This is a genomic window from Kineosphaera limosa NBRC 100340 (assembly GCF_000298215.1).
Lineage (GTDB): Bacteria > Actinomycetota > Actinomycetes > Actinomycetales > Dermatophilaceae > Kineosphaera > Kineosphaera limosa.
The window spans coordinates 1-19,787 of the sequence record NZ_BAHD01000016.1 but is presented as its reverse complement, the minus strand read 5'-3'; the positions used below and the strand labels follow the sequence as shown (position 1 = coordinate 19,787).

The following is a 19,787-nucleotide window of genomic DNA, read 5'->3' as shown; positions in this document are numbered from 1 at the left end:
ACTCTTCGTCAGAGGTCGTAGCTGTTTGACGACTCTTCCTCGACTCCGCTTCGGGCGAGAGCTACGCAAGCTCCGCTCTCACCCTCCGCTGCATCTTCGTCAGAGGTCGTAGTACATCTCGAACTCGTGGGGGTGCGGGCGGAAGCGGATCGGGTCGACCTCGTTCTTGCGCTTCCAGTCGATCCACGTCTCGATGAGGTCCAAGGTGAAGACGTCGCCCTCGAGCAGGTACTCGTGGTCGGCCTCGAGCGCGTCGAGCACCTCCGAGAGCGTGCCGGGCACCTGCTCGATCTCGGCGTGCTCCTCCGGGGGCAGCTCGTAGAGGTCCTTGTCGATCGGCTCCGGCGGCTCGATCCGGTTGCGGATGCCGTCCAGGCCCGCCATGAGCTGGGCCGCGAAGGACAGGTAGGGGTTCGCCGACGGGTCCGGGATGCGGAACTCGATGCGCTTGGCCTTCGGTGAAGTGCCGGCCAGCGGGATGCGCACGCACGCCGACCGGTTACGCGCCGAGTACACCAGGTTGACCGGAGCCTCGTAGCCCGGCACGAGCCGGTGGTAGGAGTTGACGGTCGGGTTGGTGAACGCCAGCAGCGACGGGGCGTGCTTGAGCAGCCCACCGATGTACCAGCGCGCCAGATCGGACAGGCCGCCGTAGCCCTGCTCGTCGTAGAAGAGCGGCTCGCCGTCCTTCCACAGCGACTGGTGCGTGTGCATCCCCGAACCGTTGTCGCCGAAGAGCGGCTTCGGCATGAACGTCGCCGACTTGTCCGCCGCCCAGGCGACGTTCTTGACGACGTACTTGAACTTCATCATGTCGTCGCCGGACTGCAGCAGCGTGTTGAAGCGGTAGTTGATCTCCTGCTGCCCCGCGGTGCCCACCTCGTGGTGGCTGCGCTCCACGACGAGACCGACCTCGTCCATCATCAGGCAGATGCGGTCGCGCAGGTCGGCGAAGTGGTCGACCGGCGGGACCGGGAAGTAGCCGCCCTTGTAGCGGGTCTTGTACCCCTTGTTGCCGCCCTCCTCGACGCGCCCGGTGTTCCAGGCCGCCTCGATGGAGTCGATGTAGTAGAAGCTGCTGTGCGAGTTGGTCTCGAAGCGGATGTCGTCGAAGACGTAGAACTCCGCCTCCGCGCCGAAGAACGCCGTGTCGGCGATGCCCGTCGACTTCAGGTACGCCTCGGCCTTGGCCGCGATATTGCGCGGGTCGCGGCTGTAGGGCTCGTCGGTGAACGGGTCGACGATCGAGAAGTTGACGATGAGGGTCTTCTCGGCGCGGAACGGGTCGAGGTAGGCCGTCGTGACGTCGGGGATGAGCTTCATGTCCGACTCGTGGATGGCCTGGAAGCCGCGGATCGAGGAGCCGTCGAAGGCCTGTCCCTCGGTGAAGAAGTCGAGGTCCACGGACTTGGCCGGCACGTTGAAGTGCTGCATCACACCGGGCAGGTCACAGAAGCGGATGTCGACGAACTGGACGTCCTCGTTCTTGATGAACTCGAGAACTTCCTCTGGCTTACTGAACAACTCAGTGCCTCCTGTCTGGGCCGGCGCGCAGGGCGCAGCCGGGGGATTACGTCGTGGTCGACGCTAGATCGACGCAGTTTCTCCACCGTGACCCTAGTGTTTCCCGCGTGTTACGCGGCGGCTGCCCCCTGCCTGGCTGCCGCGTGTCGGTACGCGACCGGCAGGATGTCGTGGCCACGGCGGTCCTTGCGTAGGCTGTCGCGGGTGATCGATCGCGAGGCCATCGGGTCGTGGCTGCAAGGCCCACCCCGCTCCAGGGAGGACGCCTACCCGGGGCGACGGCTCGGGCTGCCGCAGGAGGGGCCGGGCTCGTTAGCGCCCTTCGGTCGCCGCGTGGTGGCGCTGTTCATCGACGGCATCCTCGCTCAACTCATCGCGATGGCGCTGCTGGGCTACGTGCAGGGAGAGGGCGGCCTCGGCACGTTCAAGCCGCTGCTCGTCGTCTTCATCATGAACGTCTTCATGGTCGGGACCGGCGGTTACACCATCGGGCACCGGCTCATGGGGCTGCGCGTCGATCGGTGCCCGCGCGGCTACGCGGGCTTCGGGCGCGGCCTCATCCGCTCGGCCCTGCTGTGCCTGGGCATCCCGCCGCTCATCGTGGGCGGCGACGGCCGCGGCCTACACGACCGCCTCGCCGGCACCGTCATCGTGCGCAGCCGCTAGCGGCGTTGGCCCCGGCCCATCGAACGCATCCGCTGCGGGTCGATGCCCTGCGGCACCGGCGGGCGACGCTGGCGGCTCATCGAACGCAACCGCTTGTCGACCTGCGCGACCTCCTGTTTGGTCAGCACCTTCTTCATCTTGCGCATGCGCTTGATGAGCTCCTGGCTGCGCACCACCGTCTCGCCGCTGCCGCTGGCCCCCGTACCCAGCCGAAACTTGGTGACCGGCACATTGGGCGTCAGCTGGTTGGTGCGGCGCTCCTCGGTGGCCAGCAGCTTGTTCGCGCGGCCGGTGGGCCCCTCCGCGATGAGCACGACGCCGGGGCGGCCCACCGCCCGATACACCATCGCGGCGCCCGAGAAGTTGGTCATGCTCGCCGGCTTGCCGTCCATCGCGACCGGCTCCTGCTGGTAACTCCACCCCCGCTTCAAGGCCGACAGCGCCGCGCCGCCCGCGCCCGGCTGCCCGTCGAGGGAGCCGTAGGCCGCGCGCTCGGCGCGCCGCGAGAGCAGGATCATCGCGGGCAGAAGCGCCAGCGGCAGCGCCACGAACAGCGCGTAGTAGGGGTGCCCCAGCGCGAGCCCGATGAGGAAGGCCACCACGAGCACCGCGAGCACGATGAGCGCCAGCCACAGCCCGATGCGCGGGTCGTCGCGCTTGGCCAGACCGTAGATCTGCTTGACCTGGCGGAAGAATTTGAAGCGCTGCTTCTTCTCCTTGGGTGCGCTCGCGGCACCACCCGATCCGCGTCGACCGAATCCGAACCTAGCCATGACCTGGGGACTTCTCTCTCTGCGCCGGCACCGCCTGCGCTGCGGGCGAAACGGGCTGGGGTTGGAACTACCTGCTGGAGTAACTAACTCGACGCTGTGATGGTGCCGTGCCGGGCCCGCCGCCGTCTAGGAGGCAGCCGGACGTTCGCGTTCGACAAGGGTGGCGGCCTCCTGCCGCGCCGGGAGGTCGGCATTGGCCGCCAGGTGCGCCAGGTGTTCGGGAATCGTACGTCCCGCGCGCTTCATCGCCTGTGCCCACAGCCGCCCCGCGCGGTAGGAGGAGCGCACCAGCGGGCCGGCCATGACGCCGAGGAACCCGGTTTCGTAGGCGAACTCCGACCAGTGCACGAACTCCTCCGGCTTGACCCACCGGTCGATGGGGTGGTGCAGCTTGGAGGGCCGCAGGTACTGCGTGATCGTCAGGATGTCGCAGCCGGCCTCGTGCAGGTCGACGATCGCGGCGGCGATCTCCTCCTCCTGCTCGCCCATGCCGAGGATGAGGTTGGACTTGGTGACCAGGCCCTCGGCCTTGGCCATCGAGAGCACCTTCAGCGACTTCTCGTAGGTGAACGCGGGGCGGATGCGGCGGAAGATGCGCGGCACCGTCTCGAGGTTGTGCGCGAAGACCTCTGGGCGGGCGTCGAAGACCTGACCGACGAGTTCGGGCTGGGCCCCGAAGTCCGGCGGCAGAATCTCGACGCCGGTGTTGGGGTTGAGCGCGTGGATCGCCCGGATGGTCTCGGCGTACAGGCCGGCGGCGCCGTCGGGCTGGTCGTCGCGGGCCACACCGGTCACCGTCGCGTACCGCAGCTCCATCTTCGCGATGGACTCGGCGACGCGCCGCGGCTCGTCGAGGTCGAGCTCCGTGGGCCGACCGGTGGCGATATCGCAGAAGTCGCAACGGCGGGTGCACACGTCACCACCGATGAGGAAGGTCGCCTCCCGGTCTTCCCAACACTCGAAGATGTTCGGGCAGCCTGCCTCCTGACAGACCGTGTGCAGCCCCTCGGAGCGCACCATGCCGTGCAGTTGGGAATACTCCGGGCCCATCTTGGCCGTCGTGCGGATCCACGCGGGCTTGCGCTCGATCGGCGTCTGCGCATTGCGCGCCTCGACGCGCAGCAGGCGGCGTCCCTCGGGTGCGACGGTCACGGGGCTACTCCCTGAGTGGTTCGGTGGCGATCCCCCAGCCTACGCGCCATGGGGTCGAGGGTGCGCTCCAGGTGGGCTTGGGCCAGGGGCAGGATCTGCTCGACCGTCACCGGGCGACCCAGCTCCAGCGACAGGCTCGTCACCCCCGCGTCGCTGATGCCGCAGGGAACGATGACCTGCCCCCACGACAGGTCGCAGTCGGCGTTCAACGCGAAGCCGTGCATCGTCACGTCCTGGCTGACCCGGATGCCGATCGCGCCCACCTTGCGCGCCGGTCCGCGCTCGTCCGCGGCGATCCACACCCCCGAACGCCCCTCGACGCGGTCGGCGGTGACACCCAGGTCGGCGCACACCCCGATCATCATGTCCTCGAGCCGACGTACGTGGGCGACGACGTCGACGGGTGAGGGCAGGTGCACGATCGGGTAGCCGACCAGCTGACCCGGGCCGTGCCAGGTGATTTTGCCGCCGCGGTCGACGTCGATCACCGGGGTGCCGTCGAAGGGCCGCTCGTGCGGCTCGGTGCGTTTACCGGCGGTGTAGACGGCGGCGTGTTCGAGCAACAGCACCGTGTCGGGCAGGTCGCCGGAGACGACCGCGGCGTGCACGGCCCGCTGGTGCTCCCAGGCGGCCAGGTAGTCGACATAGTCCGGGGCGAAGCCGAGGTGCTCGAAGCGCATGGAGCACACCTTACGCAACAACGCGGCGAGGCCCGCGCGGGTTACGCGCGGGCCTCGCCCCACTGCTGTTCGTGCCGGCCGCCGGGCGGCTCAGAGCTCGAAGGCGCCCTCCTCGAGGCGGCTCTTGAGCGCCGACAGGAAGCGACCGGCGTCCGCACCGTCGACGATGCGGTGGTCGTAGGTCAGGCACAGGTTCATCATCGAGCGGATGCCGATCGCCTCGTTGCCGTCGGCGTCGGTGACGACGACGGGCCGCTTGACGATCGTGCCAGTGCCCAGAATGCCGACCTGCGGCTGGTTGATGATCGGGGTGTCGGAGACCGTTCCCGCCGACCCGATGTTGCTGATGGTGAACGTGCCACCGGACAGCTCGTCGGGACCGATCTTGTTGCTGCGCGTGCGCGCCGCGACGTCGGCGATCTTGCGGGCCAGCCCGGCGATGTTGAGGTCACCGGCGTCCTTGATGACCGGCACGACAAGGCCGCGCGGCGTGTCGACGGCGATCGCCAGGTGCTCGGCGCCGTGGTAGACCACCGACTCCCCGTCGATGCTGGAGTTCAAGGCCGGGAAGGCCTTGAGCGCCTCGACCGTGGCCAGGCAGATGAACGGCAGGAACGAGAGGTTGGCGCCCTCGCGCGCCTTGAACTCGTTCTTGTTGCGCGCCCGCAGGGCCGCCACCCGAGACATGTCGACCTCGACGACCGCGGTGAGCTGCGCCGACGTCTGCAGCGACTCGACCATGCGCTGGGCGACGATCTTGCGCAGTCGCGACAGCTTCTCGGTGGTGCCGCGCTTGGTGGTGTCCGGCTCGGGCACCTTCGTGGCCTTGGCCGGGCCACCGCTGGGGGCCGGGGCGGCCGCCACCGGAGCGGGGGCCGAGTCGGACGGCGCGGGCGCGGCCTGCTGCTCCGGCTCCGGCTCCTCCTTGGCCTTGGCGGCGTCGAGCACATCCTGCTTGCGGATGCGCCCGCCGACGCCGGTGCCCTTGAGGCTGCCCAGGTCGACGCCGTGGTCCGCCGCGAGCTTGCGCACCAGCGGGGTGACGTAGGCCGACGCGTCGTCCTTGCCCGAGTCGTCCTTGGCGGAGTCGTCCTTGGCCGGCTGCTCCTTGGCCGCTGGCTTCGGCTCTTCCTTCTTCGGCTCCGGCGTCGACTCTGCCTCCGGCTCGTCGTCGTCGCCGTCGTCGGATGCTTCGCCGCCGATGATGCACAGGTCGGCGCCGACCTCCGCGGTTTCGTCTTCGGCCACGAGGATCTTGGTCAGCTTGCCCGCCACCGGGGAGGGGACCTCGGTGTCGACCTTGTCGGTGGAGACCTCCAGGAGGGGCTCGTCGACCTCGACGTCGTCGCCCTCCTCCTTGAGCCAGCGGGTCACCGTGCCTTCGGTGACCGACTCGCCCAGCGCCGGCATCTGCACCTTCTCGCCACCGGAGACGCCACCGCCGCCGGAAGACTTCTTCGGCTTCTCCTGCGGCTCGTCGCTGGAATCGTCGGCCGATGCCTCTTCCTGCGGCTCCTCGTCCTTGGCCGAGTCGTCGCCGGAGTCATCGTCGTCGTCGGCGGGGCCGTCACCGATGATGCACAGGTCGGCGCCGACCTCCGCCGTCTCGTCCTCGTCGACGAGGATCTTCTGCAGCGTGCCAGCCACCGGGGAGGGCACCTCGGTGTCGACCTTGTCGGTCGAGACTTCCAGCAGCGGCTCGTCGGCAGCGACCTCCTCGCCGACGCTCTTCAGCCAGCGGGTGACTGTTCCTTCGGTCACCGACTCTCCAAGAGCCGGCATGGTCACGCGTTCTGACATGTGGGAGGTCTCCTCATCTGTCGTGGGTTGCGCTCGAGTCTAGGACCAGCGTCGGGATTGTTCAGGGGTGGGAGTGCAGGGGTTTCCCAGCGAGCGCGAGGTGGGCCTCGCCGAGGGACTCGTTCTGGGTGGGGTGGGCGTGCAGCAGGGCCGCGACCTCGTCGGGCAGGGCATCCCAGGAGACGATCAGCTGAGCCTCGCCCACCTGCTCACCCATCCGGGCCCCGATCATGTGGACGCCGACGACCGGGCCACGCTCGTCCGCACCGCCTCGGCGCACGAGCTTGACGAAGCCGGCCGTGCGCAGGATCTGACTCTTGCCGTTGCCACCGAGGTTGTACTCGAACGTTGTCACATCGCCGTAGCGTTCGCGGGCGGCCGCCTCGGTGAGCCCGACGGAGGCGATCTCGGGATCGCAGTAGGTGACCTTGGGGATGAGGGTGTCGTCGACCGGCACCGGCTCCAGGCCGGCGATGTCCTCGGCGACGAAGATGCCGTGCGCGAAGCCGCGGTGCGCCAGCTGCAGGCCGGGGACGATGTCGCCGACGGCGCGCACACCCGGCACGGAGGTGTTGAGGCGCTCGTCGGTGATGACGAAGTCGCGTTCGAGGGTCACGCCCGCCTCCGCGTACCCCAGGTCTTGGGTGACCGGGCCGCGGCCGACCGCGACCAGCAGCAGGTCGGCCTCCAGTTCTTGACCGTCCTCCAGGCTCACGACGACGCCGTCGTCGCTCTCGCGGACCCCGGCGAAGCGCTGCCCGAGCAGGGCCTTGATGCCGCGCTTGCGGAAGGCCCGCTGCAGGGTGGCGCTGACCGCCTCGTCTTCGGCGGGCACCAGCCGGTCCAGCGCCTCGACGATGCTCACCTGCGCCCCGAAGGAGGCGAACACGGAGGCGAACTCGACGCCGATGACGCCGCCGCCCAGCACGATGACCCGCTCCGGCACCGTCTCCATCACGAGCGCCTCGTCGCTGGTCATGACGCGGGGTCCGAGGGTGATGCCGGGCAACAGTCGACTGCGCGAGCCGGTGGCCAGCACGATGTCCTTGCCGGTCAGCGTGCGGGTGCCCGACTCGGTCGCCACCTCCACGGTCTTGGGCGAGGCCAGCCGGCCGCGACCGGTGACATAGGTGACTCGGGCGGCCTTGACCAGCCCCTGCAGACCCTTGTGGAGCCGGCTGACCACACCGTCCTTGTAGGAGTGCACGCCCGGCATGTCGATACCGTCGAAGGTGCTGCGCACCCCGAAGACCCCGCCCTCGCGCGCGTTGTCGGCGACCTCGGCCGCGTGCAGTAGCGCCTTGGTGGGGATGCAGCCGCGGTGCAGGCAGGTGCCACCGAGCTTGTCCTGCTCGACGAGGGCGACGCTCATGCCCAGTTGCGCCGCTCGGAGCGCGCACGCGTAGCCGCCGCTGCCGCCGCCGAGGATGACGAGGTCGAAGGAGTCCTGAGTCGGTCCGCCTGAGGCGCTCGAGGATTCGGACGAAGTGGGGGCAGGCGCAGCGGTCATCGGCAACGCTCCTTTGCGTGTCGGTGTGCGGTCGCCGATGGCCTTGTGGGCCGGACCGCGCGGTCGGCACCCATCCTGTCATCGCCGATGGCCTGCGTGTAGGGGCAGCCGCGACTACCCCGGGATCAGGATCCGGCGGCAGTGCGTCCGCGGGAGTGTGCGGTCGCGGCCGCGGCGCGGTCCAGCAGGGCGGCGGCCACAGCGGGCATGGCGGCGGGGGAGAAGTGCGAGCCGTCCGGGCGGGCGACGCCGCCGTCCGCGGTGGCGGGTGCGCCGACGGGCAGCCGGTCGTCGCACGGGCTGGCGTCGTCGCGGCAGTACACGTCGTCCATCGTGATGACCGAGACCCGCGGGTCGGTGGCCGCCAGCGCGTGCATCCGGTCGTTCCAGGCCTGGCGCAGTGCGGCGTCGTCGCGCAGCCGCCGCAATAACGGATCGCACTCCTGCGGGGTGCAGCGCGAGTCCATTCCGGTGCCGACGCGGTCGACGAGCACCACGACGAGGTGCGCCCCGCCGGCAGTCAGGCGGTCGACGGTGCGGGCCAGGTCGGCGTCCTGAGCGGCCCAGAACGCGGGGGTGTTGGCCACCAGCCGGTTGCCGCCCGCATCGAGTCGGTCCGCCAGTTCGTAGCGGGACCACCAGATGACGGTGCTGGGGCGGGCGTTGGTGATCGCGTCGGTCTGCACGGTGCCGATGTCGCGCGCGCACGCCTCGTTGGCCACGTCGCGGCCGGAGAGCACGACCACCGACAGCGCCGAGCAGCCGCCGCGGGCAGCATTGACGACGGTCATGCCCCGCTGCAGTCCGACGGTGGCGATCTCGGGGGAGAGACGGCTCATGACGCTGTCGCCGACTAGTACGACCGAGCCGGCCGTGGGGGTGGGCTCGAGGTTGGCGGCGACCGCCGGCACGAACCGGTTCAGCGGGGAACCGCCGAGCTGACTGGTGAGTGCGACGGCCAGACCTACGGCGACGCCGGCCTGCAGAAAGACCCGGCGCGGCGTGAGCCGCACGTGACCGGTGCGGATGGGGCGCTCGACGAGGTGGTAGGAGGCGGCGGCGACGGCGATTGTCAGGCCCGCGACGGCCACGGCCCGGACGGGTTCGAATCCGCGGTCGCCGATGAACCAGACGATGAGCGGCCAGTGCCACAGGTAGACGCCGTAGGAGATGCGGCCCAGGTAGGCCACCGGGGTCGAGCCGAGCAGGAGGGTCAGGCCGTGGCGCCGGTCGGCCAGGCTCGTCGCGGCCACGAGCACCGCGCAGGAGAGCGCGAAGAGCGCCGCGCCGCCGTGGTAGTAGGCGGCGACCGGTCCGTGCGCCGCGCCGAGCAGCGGCACGGCCAGCGCGATGCCGACGAGCCCGAGCACCATGAGCTGCTGGGAGCGTGCGGCGACCCAGGCACGCAGTCGGGGCCGCAGCATGAGGGCCGCGGCCGCGCCGCCGATGAGTGGCTCGAAGGCTCGGCTGTCGGTGCCCATGTAGGCCCGCTCGGCCGCCTCCGGGTCGAATCGCCAGGCCAGCAGCGCGACCGAGCCGAGGACGAGCGCGCCGGCCAGCGCGAACGTCAGCATCGACATCGCCTTGCGCCGTGCGGCCGTGCGTTCGGCGCGATCCGCGGAGTCTTGCAACTCGGTCTCCGGGGCGCGGAAGCGGGCGACCGCCAGGGTGCCGATGCCGACGAGCAGCAGCGGCCACAGCACGTAGAACTGCTCCTCGACGGCGAGCGTCCACAGGTGTTGCAGCGGAGAGAGAGTGCCGTCCGAGCCGAAGTAGCTGGAGGTGGCGATGAACCGCCAGTTGGCCACGTAGAGCAGGGACCACAGGGCGTCCAGGCCGATGGAGCCGCGCTGGGTGGGCGGCGCGAGGAACAGGGCCCAGAGCAGCACCGTGAGGATCACCAGTAGGGCCGCCGGCAGCAGCCGCAGCACCCGGCGCATCCAGAAGTTCGCCAGGTCGGCACGGCCGCGGGCGCTGATCTCCTTGAGCAGCAGCGAGGTGATGAGAAAGCCCGAGAGCACGAAGAAGACGTCGACGCCGAGGAAGCCGCCGGCGAAGCCGGGCACCTGCAGGTGGTAGAGCAGCACGAGAACGACGGCGATCGTGCGCAGCCCGTCGAGGGCGTGCAGCCGACGAGCACGCTGACCGCGTCCGCGCGCCGCACCGGTCGGCGGTGCGGCGTCCAGCGTCTGGCTCACGGGCGGGCTCTCCACTCGTCTCGGCGCGCGCCGCGCAGGCGGCGAAGGGGGCACGGCTGCCCGCACCCCAGGCTCGGGAGCCGACCTCCCTATCGGCGCCGCTGCACCGCAACTGAACTCAACGGCGCCGCCGTCCCGGACCCGCCCGCCGACTCGCACCCGCACGCCGACGGTCCCCTTCCCTGCCGACGGTTGCGGTCGCGACCACAACCGTCGGCAGGGAGCGCAACAGTGGGGGGAGCACTCACCGGCTCAGAGGCCGAGGATGGCGCGGGCGACGAGGAAGTAGATGATCAGGCCGGAGGCGTCGACAAGGGTCGTGATGAACGGGGCACTGACAACGGCCGGGTCGACGCCGGCGCGCTTGGCGAGCATGGGGATCAGGGCACCGGCGCCGGTCGCCAGCACACACACGGCGACGAGCGAGACACCCAGGACGAGCCCGACGCGGGCGTCGACGATGACGCCGGCGAGCGTGCCGGCCAGCAGTGCCAGACCCGCTCCGACCAGCAGGCCGGTGCTCAGCTCCTTGCCGAGCACCCGCGGGAGGTCGCGCAGCCCGATGTCGTCGACACTCATGGCCCGCACGACCGTCGTGACGGTCTGCGCGCCGGTGTTGCCGCCGGTGCCGATGAGCATGGGGATGAACAAGGCCAGCGCCACCACCTGCTCGAGCGTCTCCTCGAAATAGTCGAGCACGTTGACGGTCAGGGTGGCCGCGGCGATGAGCACGAGCAGCCAGATGATCCGCGAGCGCACGATCCGCCACACGGGGGTCGCCAGGTAGGGGCGGCCCAGCGGCTCGGTACCGCCGGCGCGGGCGGCGTCCTCGCTCTCCTCCTCGGCCAGAATCCGCATCGCGTCGTCGACGGTGATGACGCCGACCAACCGCTTCTCGTGGTCGACGACCGGCAGGCCGATCATGCCGTGGTCGCGCACCCGGCGGGCCACGACCTCCTGGTCCTCGTGGGTGTCGGCGGAGATCGGATCGGCGACCAGGTCGATCAGCGGGGTGTCTCGCTTGGCGGTCAACAGGCCGCGCAACGAGACGACTCCCTCGAGGCGGCGGCCTTGTCCGAGCACCGGGACCATGTAGATGGTCTCGACCTTGTTGCCGAGCCTGCGCAGCCGCTTGATGGCCTGCCCGACGGTGGCGTCCGAGGGGACCCACGCGACCTCCGGGGTCATCCGGCGCCCGGCGGACTCGGGGGGATAACCCAGCAGGTCCTGGGTCATCTGGGCCTCGTGCGGGTCGAGCCCGGAGAGCAGCCGCCGCACGACGGAGGCGGGCAACTCGTCGAACAGCCGAGCCCGGTCGTCGGGGTCCAGGTCGTGCACCAGGGAGGAGCCGACGTCGGAGCGTAGCTGGCTCAGCAGGGCCGCGGCGACGCTGGGGTCGAGGTCCTCGAAGACGGCCAGCGCCCGGTCCTTGGGCAGCAGCCGGAAGGCGACCGCCCGCTTGGCCGCCGGCAGCCGGGTGATCTCGCGGACGAGCCCGGGACCGTCGAGGTCGGCGAGCTGCGTACGCAACTCGTCGAGTTTGCCCGGTGACAGTTCGGAGGTGGGCGGGTCGGTGACGGGCAGCCCCGTGGTGTGGGCGTCGTCGTCCGACTCGGCCCGATCCTCGGTCTCGGGCTGGTCGTCGGTCTCGGGCTGGTCGTCGGGTTCGCCCCGGTCGTCGGGATCTGTCGGGTCGTCGGGATCTGGCTCGTCGTGCTCGTTGGACCCGGCGTCGTCAACGGCGTCGGGACGCATGATGGGGCTCAGTCCTCGCTGCGGGCGCGGGCGAACTCCACGAGCGTGCGGGTTGCGAAACCGGTGCCGCCCTTGACCGTGTAGCCGTGGGGCGAGGAGTCGTTGTAAGCCGGACCCGCGATGTCGAGGTGGCCCCACGGGATCGGCCGCCCGTCGGCGTCGGTGCCGGCGAAGTTGCGCAGGAACGCGGCGGCGGTCATCGCGCCGCCCATGTCGGCACCCATGTGGGAGATGTCGGCGACCAGGGAGTCCATGCCCGCGCGGATCTCGGAGGTGATCGGCAGCGGCCACACCGCCTCACCGGAGGCGGTCGCGGCGCTGGTCAGCTCGCCCTGCAGGGCGTCGTCGTTGGCGAAGACTCCGGCCGTGCGGGTGCCGAGGGCGACCATGCACGCGCCGGTGAGGGTGGCGACGTCGATGATGGCGTCCGGCCCCGTCTCGGCGGCCAGCGCGATGCCGTCGGCCATCACCAGGCGGCCCTCGGCGTCGGTGTTGATGATCTCGACGGTCTGCCCGTCGCGCATCGTCACCACGTCGCCGGGACGCTGCGCGTTGTCGCCGGGCATGTTCTCGGCCAGGCACAGGTAGCCGGTGACCTCGATCGGCAGCCCCAGGTCGGCGATGGCGAAGACCGCGGCCGCGACCGCCGCCGCGCCACCCATGTCGCACTTCATCGTGATCATGCTCTTGCCGGGCTTGATGCACAGGCCGCCGGAGTCGAACGTGATGCCCTTGCCGACGAACGCGAGCTTGCCGGTCTCCTCCGAGGCATCGGCGGGGGAGTAGCTGATCGTCACCAGCCGCGGCGGGCGAGCCGAGCCCTGCCCGACGCCGACGATCCCGCCGAAGCCGCCCTCGGCCAACTCCTCCTCGTCGAGCTCCTCGACCGTCACCGAGTCCGGCGCAGCCTCGCGGACCGTCAGCGCGAACGACTCGGGGTAGAGCACGTTGGGCGCCATGTTGACGAGGTCGCGCGCCCACCGCTGGCGCGCCACGACGGTCGCGGCGGCCGCCACCTCGGCCTCCGCCTCCTCCCGCTCGTCGGCGGCCGGATCGGCGAGCACGTCGATGGCCGGCACGGGGGCCTCCTTGGCCAGACCCTCAGCGGCCTTGATGCCGCGGTGGTCGGTGAACTTGTAGGCGCCGAGCGCCGCGCCCTGGGCGATCGCCGCGAACGCCGCTGGGCGCTCGTCGGGGGCGACCAGGCCAAGCCGTTTGCGGCCGCCGCATGCCCGGGCCGCCGCGCCGGCCGCCCGGCGCAGCGCCTCCAACGGCACCTGCGCCGCCTCCGCAGCGTCGTCCTGACCGTTCGTCTGCTGGCCCGATTCGTCCTTGGGCAGCGGCCCGACACCGGCGGAGAGCACCAGCGTCGCCGCGAGTCCCGGCACCCCCGTGAACCGGGCGACCTCGTCGGCCTTGCCGGAAACGCGCAGCTGGCTCAGGGCATCGCTCAGGTGCTCGCGGGCCTCCTGCGGCAGTCGGTCGGCATCGAGCAGCACGGGACCGTCGCCGCCCTTGGCGACGAACACGGCGAGCGTGTCGGGGGCCTGCGAGACGGGCTGGGGGGACAGGGCGATGTCGGGCACGGCGAATCCTCTTTCGTCATGGGTGTGATCGTCCGGATGCTGCGCGGTGGTCGGGCCGAGGCGTGGTCGGCGCGGATGTTCGGCCGCACAGCCAACATAGCCGCCGACCCCCGGTCGCGACCCGCGCATGGCGCGAGCAGCCGGGCCGGGGGTCGCGAGCAGCTGGGACAGGGGTCGAGGAAGTCCGCCGTCGAGGGCCCGCGACCGGCCCGCTGCCGTCATGGGGCGTCAGGCGTTACGGTCCTGTCATGAGCTCCGGAAGCAACGACGCACTGACCTCGCCCCTGCACGACCGACACGTCGCGCTCGGCGCCAAGATGGCCGACTTCGGCGGGTGGCAGATGCCCATCGAGTACGCCGGCGGAGGGGTGTTGCGCGAGCACGCGGCGGTGCGCGAGCGGGTCGGGATCTTCGACGTCAGCCACCTGGGCAACGCGCGCGTCACCGGCCCCGGGGCCGCCGACTTCGTCAACTCTTGCTTCACCAACGACCTGCGCAAGATCAGCACCGGGCAGGCGCAATACACGATGTGCTGCGACGAGGCGACCGGCGGCGTCGTCGACGACCTCATCCAGTACCTCGTCTCCGACGACGACGTCTTCCTCATCCCCAACGCCGCCAACACCGGGGAGGTCGTGCGGCGCATGCAGGCCGTCGCCCCCGAGGGCGTCACGGTCACCAACGAGCACCGGGACTGGGGCATCATCGCCGTGCAGGGCCCCAAGTCGGTCGAGGTCGTGCAGGCCCTCGGGCTGCCGACGGACCTGGAGTACATGTCGTTCGCGCAGGTGGACCGCGACGGGGTGCCCGTCATCGTCTGCCGCACCGGCTACACGGGGGAGAAGGGGTACGAGTTGGTCGTGCCCGCGGACGCCACGGCGGGCGTGTGGGACGAACTGGTCGCCGCGATGGAGCCCTTCGAGGGCCTGGCCTGCGGCCTGGGCGCTCGCGACACCCTGCGCACCGAGATGGGCTACGCGCTGCACGGCAACGAGCTGAGCATGGACATCACGCCGAACATGGCCAAGGCCGGCTGGGCCGTCGGCTGGGACAAGGAGGCCTTCTGGGGCAAGGACGTGCTCGCCGCTCAGCGGGCCGAGAAGTCGAGCCGCTTGTCCCAGGGCCTGCTGGTCACCGGCCGCGGTATCCCCCGCGCCGGCAACACGGTGCTGGATGCCGACGGGCAGGAAATCGGCGTGGTCACCTCCGGCACGATGTCGCCGACGCTGCGCAAGGGCATCGCCCTCGCCCTGCTCGACCGCGGTAACCCGCCCGGTACGACGGTGACCATCGAGGTCCGCGGCCGTCAGCTGGAGGCCGAAGTAACCCGCCCCCCCTTCGTGCAAACCGACGTATCCGCCTGAGCCGCCTCAGCCGCTTGCCCCGCTGCGCCGGGTCAAGCGACGAGGGCGGCCGTGGCGAGGCCGGCGGCGAAGGTGATCTCGATGGTCGCGCCGAGCACGTCGCCGTTGATCCCGCCGAGGCGGCGGACGGCGTGGCGCAGGGTCACGGCCGCGGCCACCCAGCCGACCAGCACCACCGCGAGGCCGGCCCACCACGGCTGCCCGAGCAAGGCCGGTAGGAGAGCGACCGCCAGCATGAGCACGCCCGACGCCACTGCCAGGGGACTGCTCACGGTGCCGGCGACGGCCTGGCCGAGGCCCGAGCCGCTGATCGGCGGCACGCTCCTGTGGCACGCGATCGCTAGCACCTGACGCGACAGCAGGAGCGCGACCGCCGCCAGGGCGAGTGCGCCGGTGGTCGGGAGTGTGGAGAGGGCCGCAATCTGCAGCGCGAGGGCCAAAACGACGGCGGCCACCCCGCTGGGCCCGACGTCGGGTGACTTCATCACCGTCAGCGCCCGCTGCGGGTCATAGGAGGCGGAGAGTCCGTCGGCCGTATCGGCCAGGCCGTCGATGTGCATGCCGCGGGTCGACAGCACGGTCGCGCCGACGAGGAGCACCGCGAGCACCAAGAGTGGGCCGCCGGCCGCGAGCCATCCCGCCGCCCCGACTCCCAGGAGCACGAGCAGCGGCAGCTGCGTCAAGGGTGCGAGGAGCATGGCGGTGCCCGCCGTGCGGTGGTCCACCGTGTGGGGCGGCGGCACGCGCCACGCCGTCAAGGTGCCGAACGCCAGGCACAGGGCGTCCCTCACGAGGGGGCCTTGTCGTCGTCGAGGTCGAAGCCCGTGAGCCCGGCGTCCTCCCACAGGTCGATGTGGCCGGCCGGTGTGCTCTCGGCGATATCTCGATCGGTGTACTCGGCTGGATCACTGCTCATGCTGCCTCTGGAGATCATGCTGTCGCTGGAGATCGCGCCGATTTCCGGATTCGCCGGGCGACCACCGAATGCCGAGCTGCCCGAAACCGCCGACCGTGCGGACCGCCCGGGCGGATCGCGGCGAAGCCCGAAGGTGGGGGCGGTCGCCAGATCCGGCGCCCCGCTGAGGTCCAAGACCCGGCCGGCGACGACGAGAGCGACGTGCTCGCAGGCGTCGGCGACGACGCGGTTGGTGTGGCCGAGCAGGTCGCGGAAGAGTCGTCCCGAGGCCGCGGCCGGTACCACTCCCAGCCCGACCTCATTGCTGACGACGACGACATCCCCGAGGCAGTCCGCCAGCGCATCGGCCAGCCGGGCGGCCTCCGCGTCGATCAAGCGCCGCGCGACGTCACTGGGCCCCGACCAGGCGTCGGCGTCGTCGACGAGCCGCGCCACCCACGTGCCGAGGCAGTCGAGCAGCATCGCCTCCCCGGGTTGCAGGGTGGCGACGGCAGCGGGCACGTCGCCACCCTCGACGGTGACCCAGCTCGCCGGGCGGCGTTCGCGGTGGGCGTCGACACGTGCTTGCCAGTCGGGGTCGTCGGCGCTCGGCGCGTGGCCGGGCGCCAGGTAGGTGACGCGCTCCCGTTCGGCCAGCAGTGACTCGGCGTACGCGCTCTTGCCGCTGCGCACGCCCCCGAGCACGAGCACCCCTGTCACGCCAGAACCCCCTGCCCCTGCGGTCGCCTGTGCGCCGACGTCTCTTGCCTCGGCAGCCTACGAGGGGCGGCACCGACCGGGCAGCGCGCCCCCCGCCCCTCCGCCTGACCCACCCCCGAGTCCCCGCGACCTCGCCGCACGGCCGGCCGACGCACCCAAACCCATGCACCGCGCCGCGCCGCTGCGCCGTCAGCAGGAGGCCGCAGTGGCGGGGCCCAGTGCCGCAGGGCCGGAGCCGTTGGAGGAGGCGGCTGCGCGAGGTCCGGCGCTCCTGAGGAGCGCGGGGTGGGCAGGCCAGACCCATGAGGAACAGCCGAGCGCGCCGAGGCGGGCGGCTCACGAGCAAGAAGACCCGCGGTGCGTTAGGGGCGGCGGATGAACTCGACGTTTCGGGCGTACATGCGTTCTCCTGTGGGTCCGACGTAGGGCGTGCCGGCGGGCAGAGGTGCGGCCGGGCTGGTGGGCTGGGGGTGCCGGTAGGCGATGGGCGTGCGGTCGGCAGTGCGGTGGAAACGGACCGCGTCGGGGTGGTCTTCGGGCAGGTCGGCGTTGCCGGTGATGGTGAACTCGCCGCGGTGGTGCGCGTCGTGGTGGCCCGGGCACAGGCTGAGGAGGTTGCAGGTGTCGGTCGGGCCACCGTGGAGCCAGTGAATGATGTGGTGTTTGTCCGTGTGCCCGATGGCGGGGCAACCGGGATATCGGCAGCCGCGGTCTCGGTCGTCCAGGAGGCGCCGCAGGCGTGCGGGGACGGTGCGCTGCGAGCGGCCGACGTTGACCGGGGCGCCGTCGGTCTCCCAGACCGGTTGCAGGACAACGTCGCACGTCATGGACTCGACGACGTGGCGAGGGAGGCGCGGTTGGCCGGTGAGCCAGCCCCCGTCGGTGTCGAGGTGGATGTAGATGCGGTAGTGCTCGCGCCGGGCGGGCGAAGCGATGGAGCCGAGGGCTCGCTGGGTGAGCTCGGCCAAACCTTCGGCCAGGCTCACTCGAGGTTTGCCTGCCTTCTCATCCCAGGTATCGGTGACATTGGCCCCGACTCGCCGGGACTCCAAATTCGGATACTTGCGCAGCCACGGGCTCACGGGCGGACTCACGAGCGGGCTCCCCGCCGGACGCCCGGACGGGTGCGCGGACGGAGGTGGTGGCGGCGCCGGAGGTGGTGGCGGCGCATGGGCGGCCGCCCCCGACGACTCTCCCGGGGGTCCCGAATTGTCGACCCCGCCGTCCGCCTCGACCCCGCCGGGCGCCTCGACCCCGCCGGGCGCCTCGACCCCGCCGGGCGCCTCGACCCCGCCGGGCGCCTCGACCCCGCCGTCCGCCTCGCTCGCAGTGGTCGAGTTCGCCGGGTCGACGGCTTGCGGTGTCGAGGTGCCTGTCCGAGCCGCGGGGTCCGTGCCTCCAGCGCTTTCGACGCCTGCCATACCACCGGCACCACCGGCACCACCGGCACCACCGGCTTGGTGGCCAGGAAGGTGCGGGCTGGCGGGGTGTTCCAGCGGCGCGTCGTCGTCGGTGGGCGCCGGGTCTGCGGGTTGGCCGGTGTGGCGTCGCCAGATGGCGTCGGTGGCCTCGCGGACGGCGGTTTCGATGAGGGCGCCGACGTCGCTGGGGGCGTTGTAGTGCAGGTAGAAGCGGCCGAGTCGGTGGTGCATGGTGAGGCGCGGCGGCGCGACGGGCTCGGGCTGCGGGGGCTGCAGCGGTATCGGCTGGGGGTCGTCGGATTCGTCGTCAGAGTGATCCGTTGGCGGCGTCAAGGGATCAGTGAACTTGGTGCGCGAGGCGGCGCGGGTGACTTGGGGGACGGTGGCGTGGCACGCCAGCGCCGCGACGGACTCTTCGAATTCCCGCGGCACGTAGCGCGCGATGGGAGTGGCTTGTTCGAGGGAGATTTCGCCGGTGGCCAGCGTCGCCATCGTGGCGGGCAGCTCGTGGGCGCGTTTGGCCAGTTCGACGATCTGGAGTGCCCGGACGCGGGACAGCCCGGCGCGCAGCATGAGCCAATGCGTGGGCGACAGGATCCCGCCGCCGGCCCAGGCGCCCGTTTCGATGAGTTCGGCGGTGATTTCGACAAGCTGCGCATGAGCCCGGTTCAGCACGCCGACGACGTGCGCAGTGCGCTGAGTTAGGCGCTCTGTCGTCCTTGGAAGAGTGCTGATAGTCATGGGTCAACACTCCTGATCGATTTCGGTAAGCAACGGTCCGAGAGTGTCCGATGGCCCAGAACATCGCTGATGAACAACGCGCGCACGGGCTCGACCAACCCTCCGAAGAGGACTTGATGCGACCCTAGGCGTGACCACCGACAAGGTTCGCCCGCTGCCTCGCGCGGGCGCAGCCGCCGCGCCCCGAAACCGCTCGTAACCGCCGCGATCCAGCCCAATCCCGACAGGGCTGAAACGGCTGCGAGGCACCCCTCTGGCCGCGACGCGGACTCGGGCAGACTGGGGCAGTGCCTGCTCCTTCCGTCGCCCTCGGCCTGCTGCTCGGTTACCTCGCTGACGAGGCGTGGGGCGATCCACAACGGGGCCATCCGGTGGCGCTCTACGGTCGGGCGGCCGACGCGCTGGCCCAGCGGATGTGGCAGGACGAGAAGGCGGCCGGGGCGCGGTTCGTCGCGGTGGCCGTCGGCGGGCCGACGCTCGCCACGCTCGTGCTGGAGCGGCGCGCGCGCGGCAGTTTCGGGCCGCTGGGCCGGGTCGCCGTGACCGCCGCCGCAACTTGGGTGGCCCTCGGCGGGCGCAGCCTGGCGAACGAAGCCCAAGTCATGCACGACCTGCTGGACGCGGATACCGACGATCTGAGCGCGGCCCGCGTCCGCCTGGGCCACCTGTGCAGCCGAGACGCCAGCGACCTGGATCGCGACGACCTCGCCCGCGCGGCCGTCGAATCCGTCGCCGAGAACACCAGTGACGCGGTCACCGGACCGCTGCTGTGGGGCGCCGTGGCCGGTCCCGCCGGGATCGTCGCCTACCGCTGCGCCAACACCCTCGATGCGATGGTCGGCTATCGCACCGGCCGTTATGCCCAGTTCGGCTGGGCCGCGGCGCGGCTCGACGACCTGCTGAACGTGCCACCGGCCCGGTTGACCGCCGCGCTGACCGTCGTGGCCGCGCCGCTGGTCGGCGGGCACCCGCACGCCGCGTGGCGGGCCTGGTGGCGCGACG

The 19,787-nt window shown here is 71.2% G+C and carries 15 protein-coding genes; 3 read left to right on the top strand and 12 right to left on the bottom strand.

The genetic code is table 11. The annotated features are described in order from the left end of the window. Positions 1 to 99: 99 nt before the first annotated feature. Complete coding sequence (glnA, locus tag KILIM_RS05290) at positions 100 to 1,524, bottom strand: type I glutamate--ammonia ligase (RefSeq protein ID WP_006591607.1); 1,425 nt, start codon at positions 1,522 to 1,524, stop codon at positions 100 to 102. Positions 1,525 to 1,728: 204 nt separating this feature from the next. On the opposite strand from glnA, the gene KILIM_RS05285 reads away from it, so the two are divergent. Next, the gene (locus KILIM_RS05285) at positions 1,729 to 2,190 is read left to right on the top strand and encodes an RDD family protein (RefSeq protein ID WP_006591606.1); all 462 of its coding nucleotides are present in this window, start codon (positions 1,729 to 1,731) and stop codon (positions 2,188 to 2,190) included. Here the strand turns inward: KILIM_RS05285 and KILIM_RS05280 are convergent. The 8 genes from KILIM_RS05280 to KILIM_RS05245 all read right to left on the bottom strand — a co-directional run bounded on the left by KILIM_RS05280 (position 2,187) and on the right by KILIM_RS05245 (position 13,644). Next, positions 2,187 to 2,963, bottom strand: a complete 777-nt coding sequence (locus KILIM_RS05280) for a DUF4191 domain-containing protein (protein WP_006591605.1) — start codon at positions 2,961 to 2,963, stop codon at positions 2,187 to 2,189. The genes KILIM_RS05285 and KILIM_RS05280 overlap by 4 nt on opposite strands. A 126-nt stretch (positions 2,964 to 3,089) precedes the next feature. Then, positions 3,090 to 4,115: a lipoyl synthase gene (lipA, locus tag KILIM_RS05275; protein WP_006591604.1), complete on the bottom strand. Its 1,026-nt coding sequence runs from the start codon at positions 4,113 to 4,115 to the stop codon at positions 3,090 to 3,092. After that, on the bottom strand, positions 4,112 to 4,795 hold the full coding sequence (gene lipB, locus KILIM_RS05270) for a lipoyl(octanoyl) transferase LipB (RefSeq protein WP_006591603.1): 684 nt from the start codon (positions 4,793 to 4,795) through the stop codon (positions 4,112 to 4,114). The genes lipA and lipB overlap by 4 nt, the downstream gene beginning before the upstream one ends. A gap of 90 nt (positions 4,796 to 4,885) precedes the next feature. Further along, positions 4,886 to 6,595 (bottom strand): 2-oxoglutarate dehydrogenase, E2 component, dihydrolipoamide succinyltransferase, encoded by a 1,710-nt coding sequence (gene sucB / locus KILIM_RS05265; protein WP_040562321.1) that lies wholly within the window; start codon positions 6,593 to 6,595, stop codon positions 4,886 to 4,888. 61 nt (positions 6,596 to 6,656) lie between these two features. Beyond that, on the bottom strand, positions 6,657 to 8,105 hold the full coding sequence (gene lpdA, locus KILIM_RS05260) for a dihydrolipoyl dehydrogenase (protein WP_006591601.1): 1,449 nt from the start codon (positions 8,103 to 8,105) through the stop codon (positions 6,657 to 6,659). Between the two features lie 125 nt (positions 8,106 to 8,230). Continuing rightward, positions 8,231 to 10,303: an acyltransferase family protein gene (locus tag KILIM_RS05255; protein WP_006591600.1), complete on the bottom strand. Its 2,073-nt coding sequence runs from the start codon at positions 10,301 to 10,303 to the stop codon at positions 8,231 to 8,233. 252 nt (positions 10,304 to 10,555) lie between these two features. Next, positions 10,556 to 12,058 (bottom strand): magnesium transporter, encoded by a 1,503-nt coding sequence (mgtE, locus tag KILIM_RS05250; RefSeq protein ID WP_006591599.1) that lies wholly within the window; start codon positions 12,056 to 12,058, stop codon positions 10,556 to 10,558. A gap of 8 nt (positions 12,059 to 12,066) precedes the next feature. Further along, positions 12,067 to 13,644, bottom strand: coding sequence for a leucyl aminopeptidase (locus KILIM_RS05245; RefSeq protein WP_006591598.1), 1,578 nt, complete (start codon positions 13,642 to 13,644; stop codon positions 12,067 to 12,069). A 248-nt stretch (positions 13,645 to 13,892) separates the two neighbouring features. On the opposite strand from KILIM_RS05245, the gene gcvT reads away from it, so the two are divergent. Continuing rightward, entirely contained in the window at positions 13,893 to 15,008 is a 1,116-nt protein-coding gene (gcvT, locus tag KILIM_RS05240) for a glycine cleavage system aminomethyltransferase GcvT (protein ID WP_006591597.1), read from the top strand. Between the two features lie 32 nt (positions 15,009 to 15,040). On the opposite strand, the gene KILIM_RS05235 is transcribed toward gcvT, so the two are convergent. From KILIM_RS05235 to KILIM_RS22090, 3 genes are all read right to left on the bottom strand, one after another. Further along, positions 15,041 to 15,799 carry an adenosylcobinamide-GDP ribazoletransferase gene (locus tag KILIM_RS05235; RefSeq protein WP_006591596.1) on the bottom strand — a complete coding sequence of 253 codons (759 nt, stop codon included), beginning with the start codon at positions 15,797 to 15,799 and terminating at the stop codon, positions 15,041 to 15,043. Next, positions 15,796 to 16,623 carry a bifunctional adenosylcobinamide kinase/adenosylcobinamide-phosphate guanylyltransferase gene (locus tag KILIM_RS23120; protein WP_006591595.1) on the bottom strand — a complete coding sequence of 276 codons (828 nt, stop codon included), beginning with the start codon at positions 16,621 to 16,623 and terminating at the stop codon, positions 15,796 to 15,798. Before KILIM_RS23120 ends, KILIM_RS05235 begins: the two co-directional genes overlap by 4 nt. 362 nt (positions 16,624 to 16,985) lie before the next feature. Next, positions 16,986 to 18,785, bottom strand: coding sequence for an HNH endonuclease signature motif containing protein (locus KILIM_RS22090; protein ID WP_006591594.1), 1,800 nt, complete (start codon positions 18,783 to 18,785; stop codon positions 16,986 to 16,988). 287 nt (positions 18,786 to 19,072) lie between these two features. On the opposite strand from KILIM_RS22090, the gene KILIM_RS05220 reads away from it, so the two are divergent. Beyond that, a partial coding sequence (locus KILIM_RS05220; protein ID WP_006591593.1) for a cobalamin biosynthesis protein occupies positions 19,073 to 19,787 on the top strand: 715 nt, incomplete at its 3' end.

Coding starts and splice junctions, on each gene's coding strand:
- lpdA (WP_006591601.1), bottom strand. CDS start 8,105: ATGACCGCTGCGCCTGCCCCCACTTCGTCCGAATCCTCGAGCGCCTCA.
- lipB (WP_006591603.1), bottom strand. CDS start 4,795: ATGCGCTTCGAGCACCTCGGCTTCGCCCCGGACTATGTCGACTACCTG.
- KILIM_RS22090 (WP_006591594.1), bottom strand. CDS start 18,785: ATGACTATCAGCACTCTTCCAAGGACGACAGAGCGCCTAACTCAGCGC.
- sucB (WP_040562321.1), bottom strand. CDS start 6,595: ATGTCAGAACGCGTGACCATGCCGGCTCTTGGAGAGTCGGTGACCGAA.
- KILIM_RS05280 (WP_006591605.1), bottom strand. CDS start 2,963: ATGGCTAGGTTCGGATTCGGTCGACGCGGATCGGGTGGTGCCGCGAGC.
- mgtE (WP_006591599.1), bottom strand. CDS start 12,058: ATGCGTCCCGACGCCGTTGACGACGCCGGGTCCAACGAGCACGACGAG.
- gcvT (WP_006591597.1), top strand. CDS start 13,893: ATGAGCTCCGGAAGCAACGACGCACTGACCTCGCCCCTGCACGACCGA.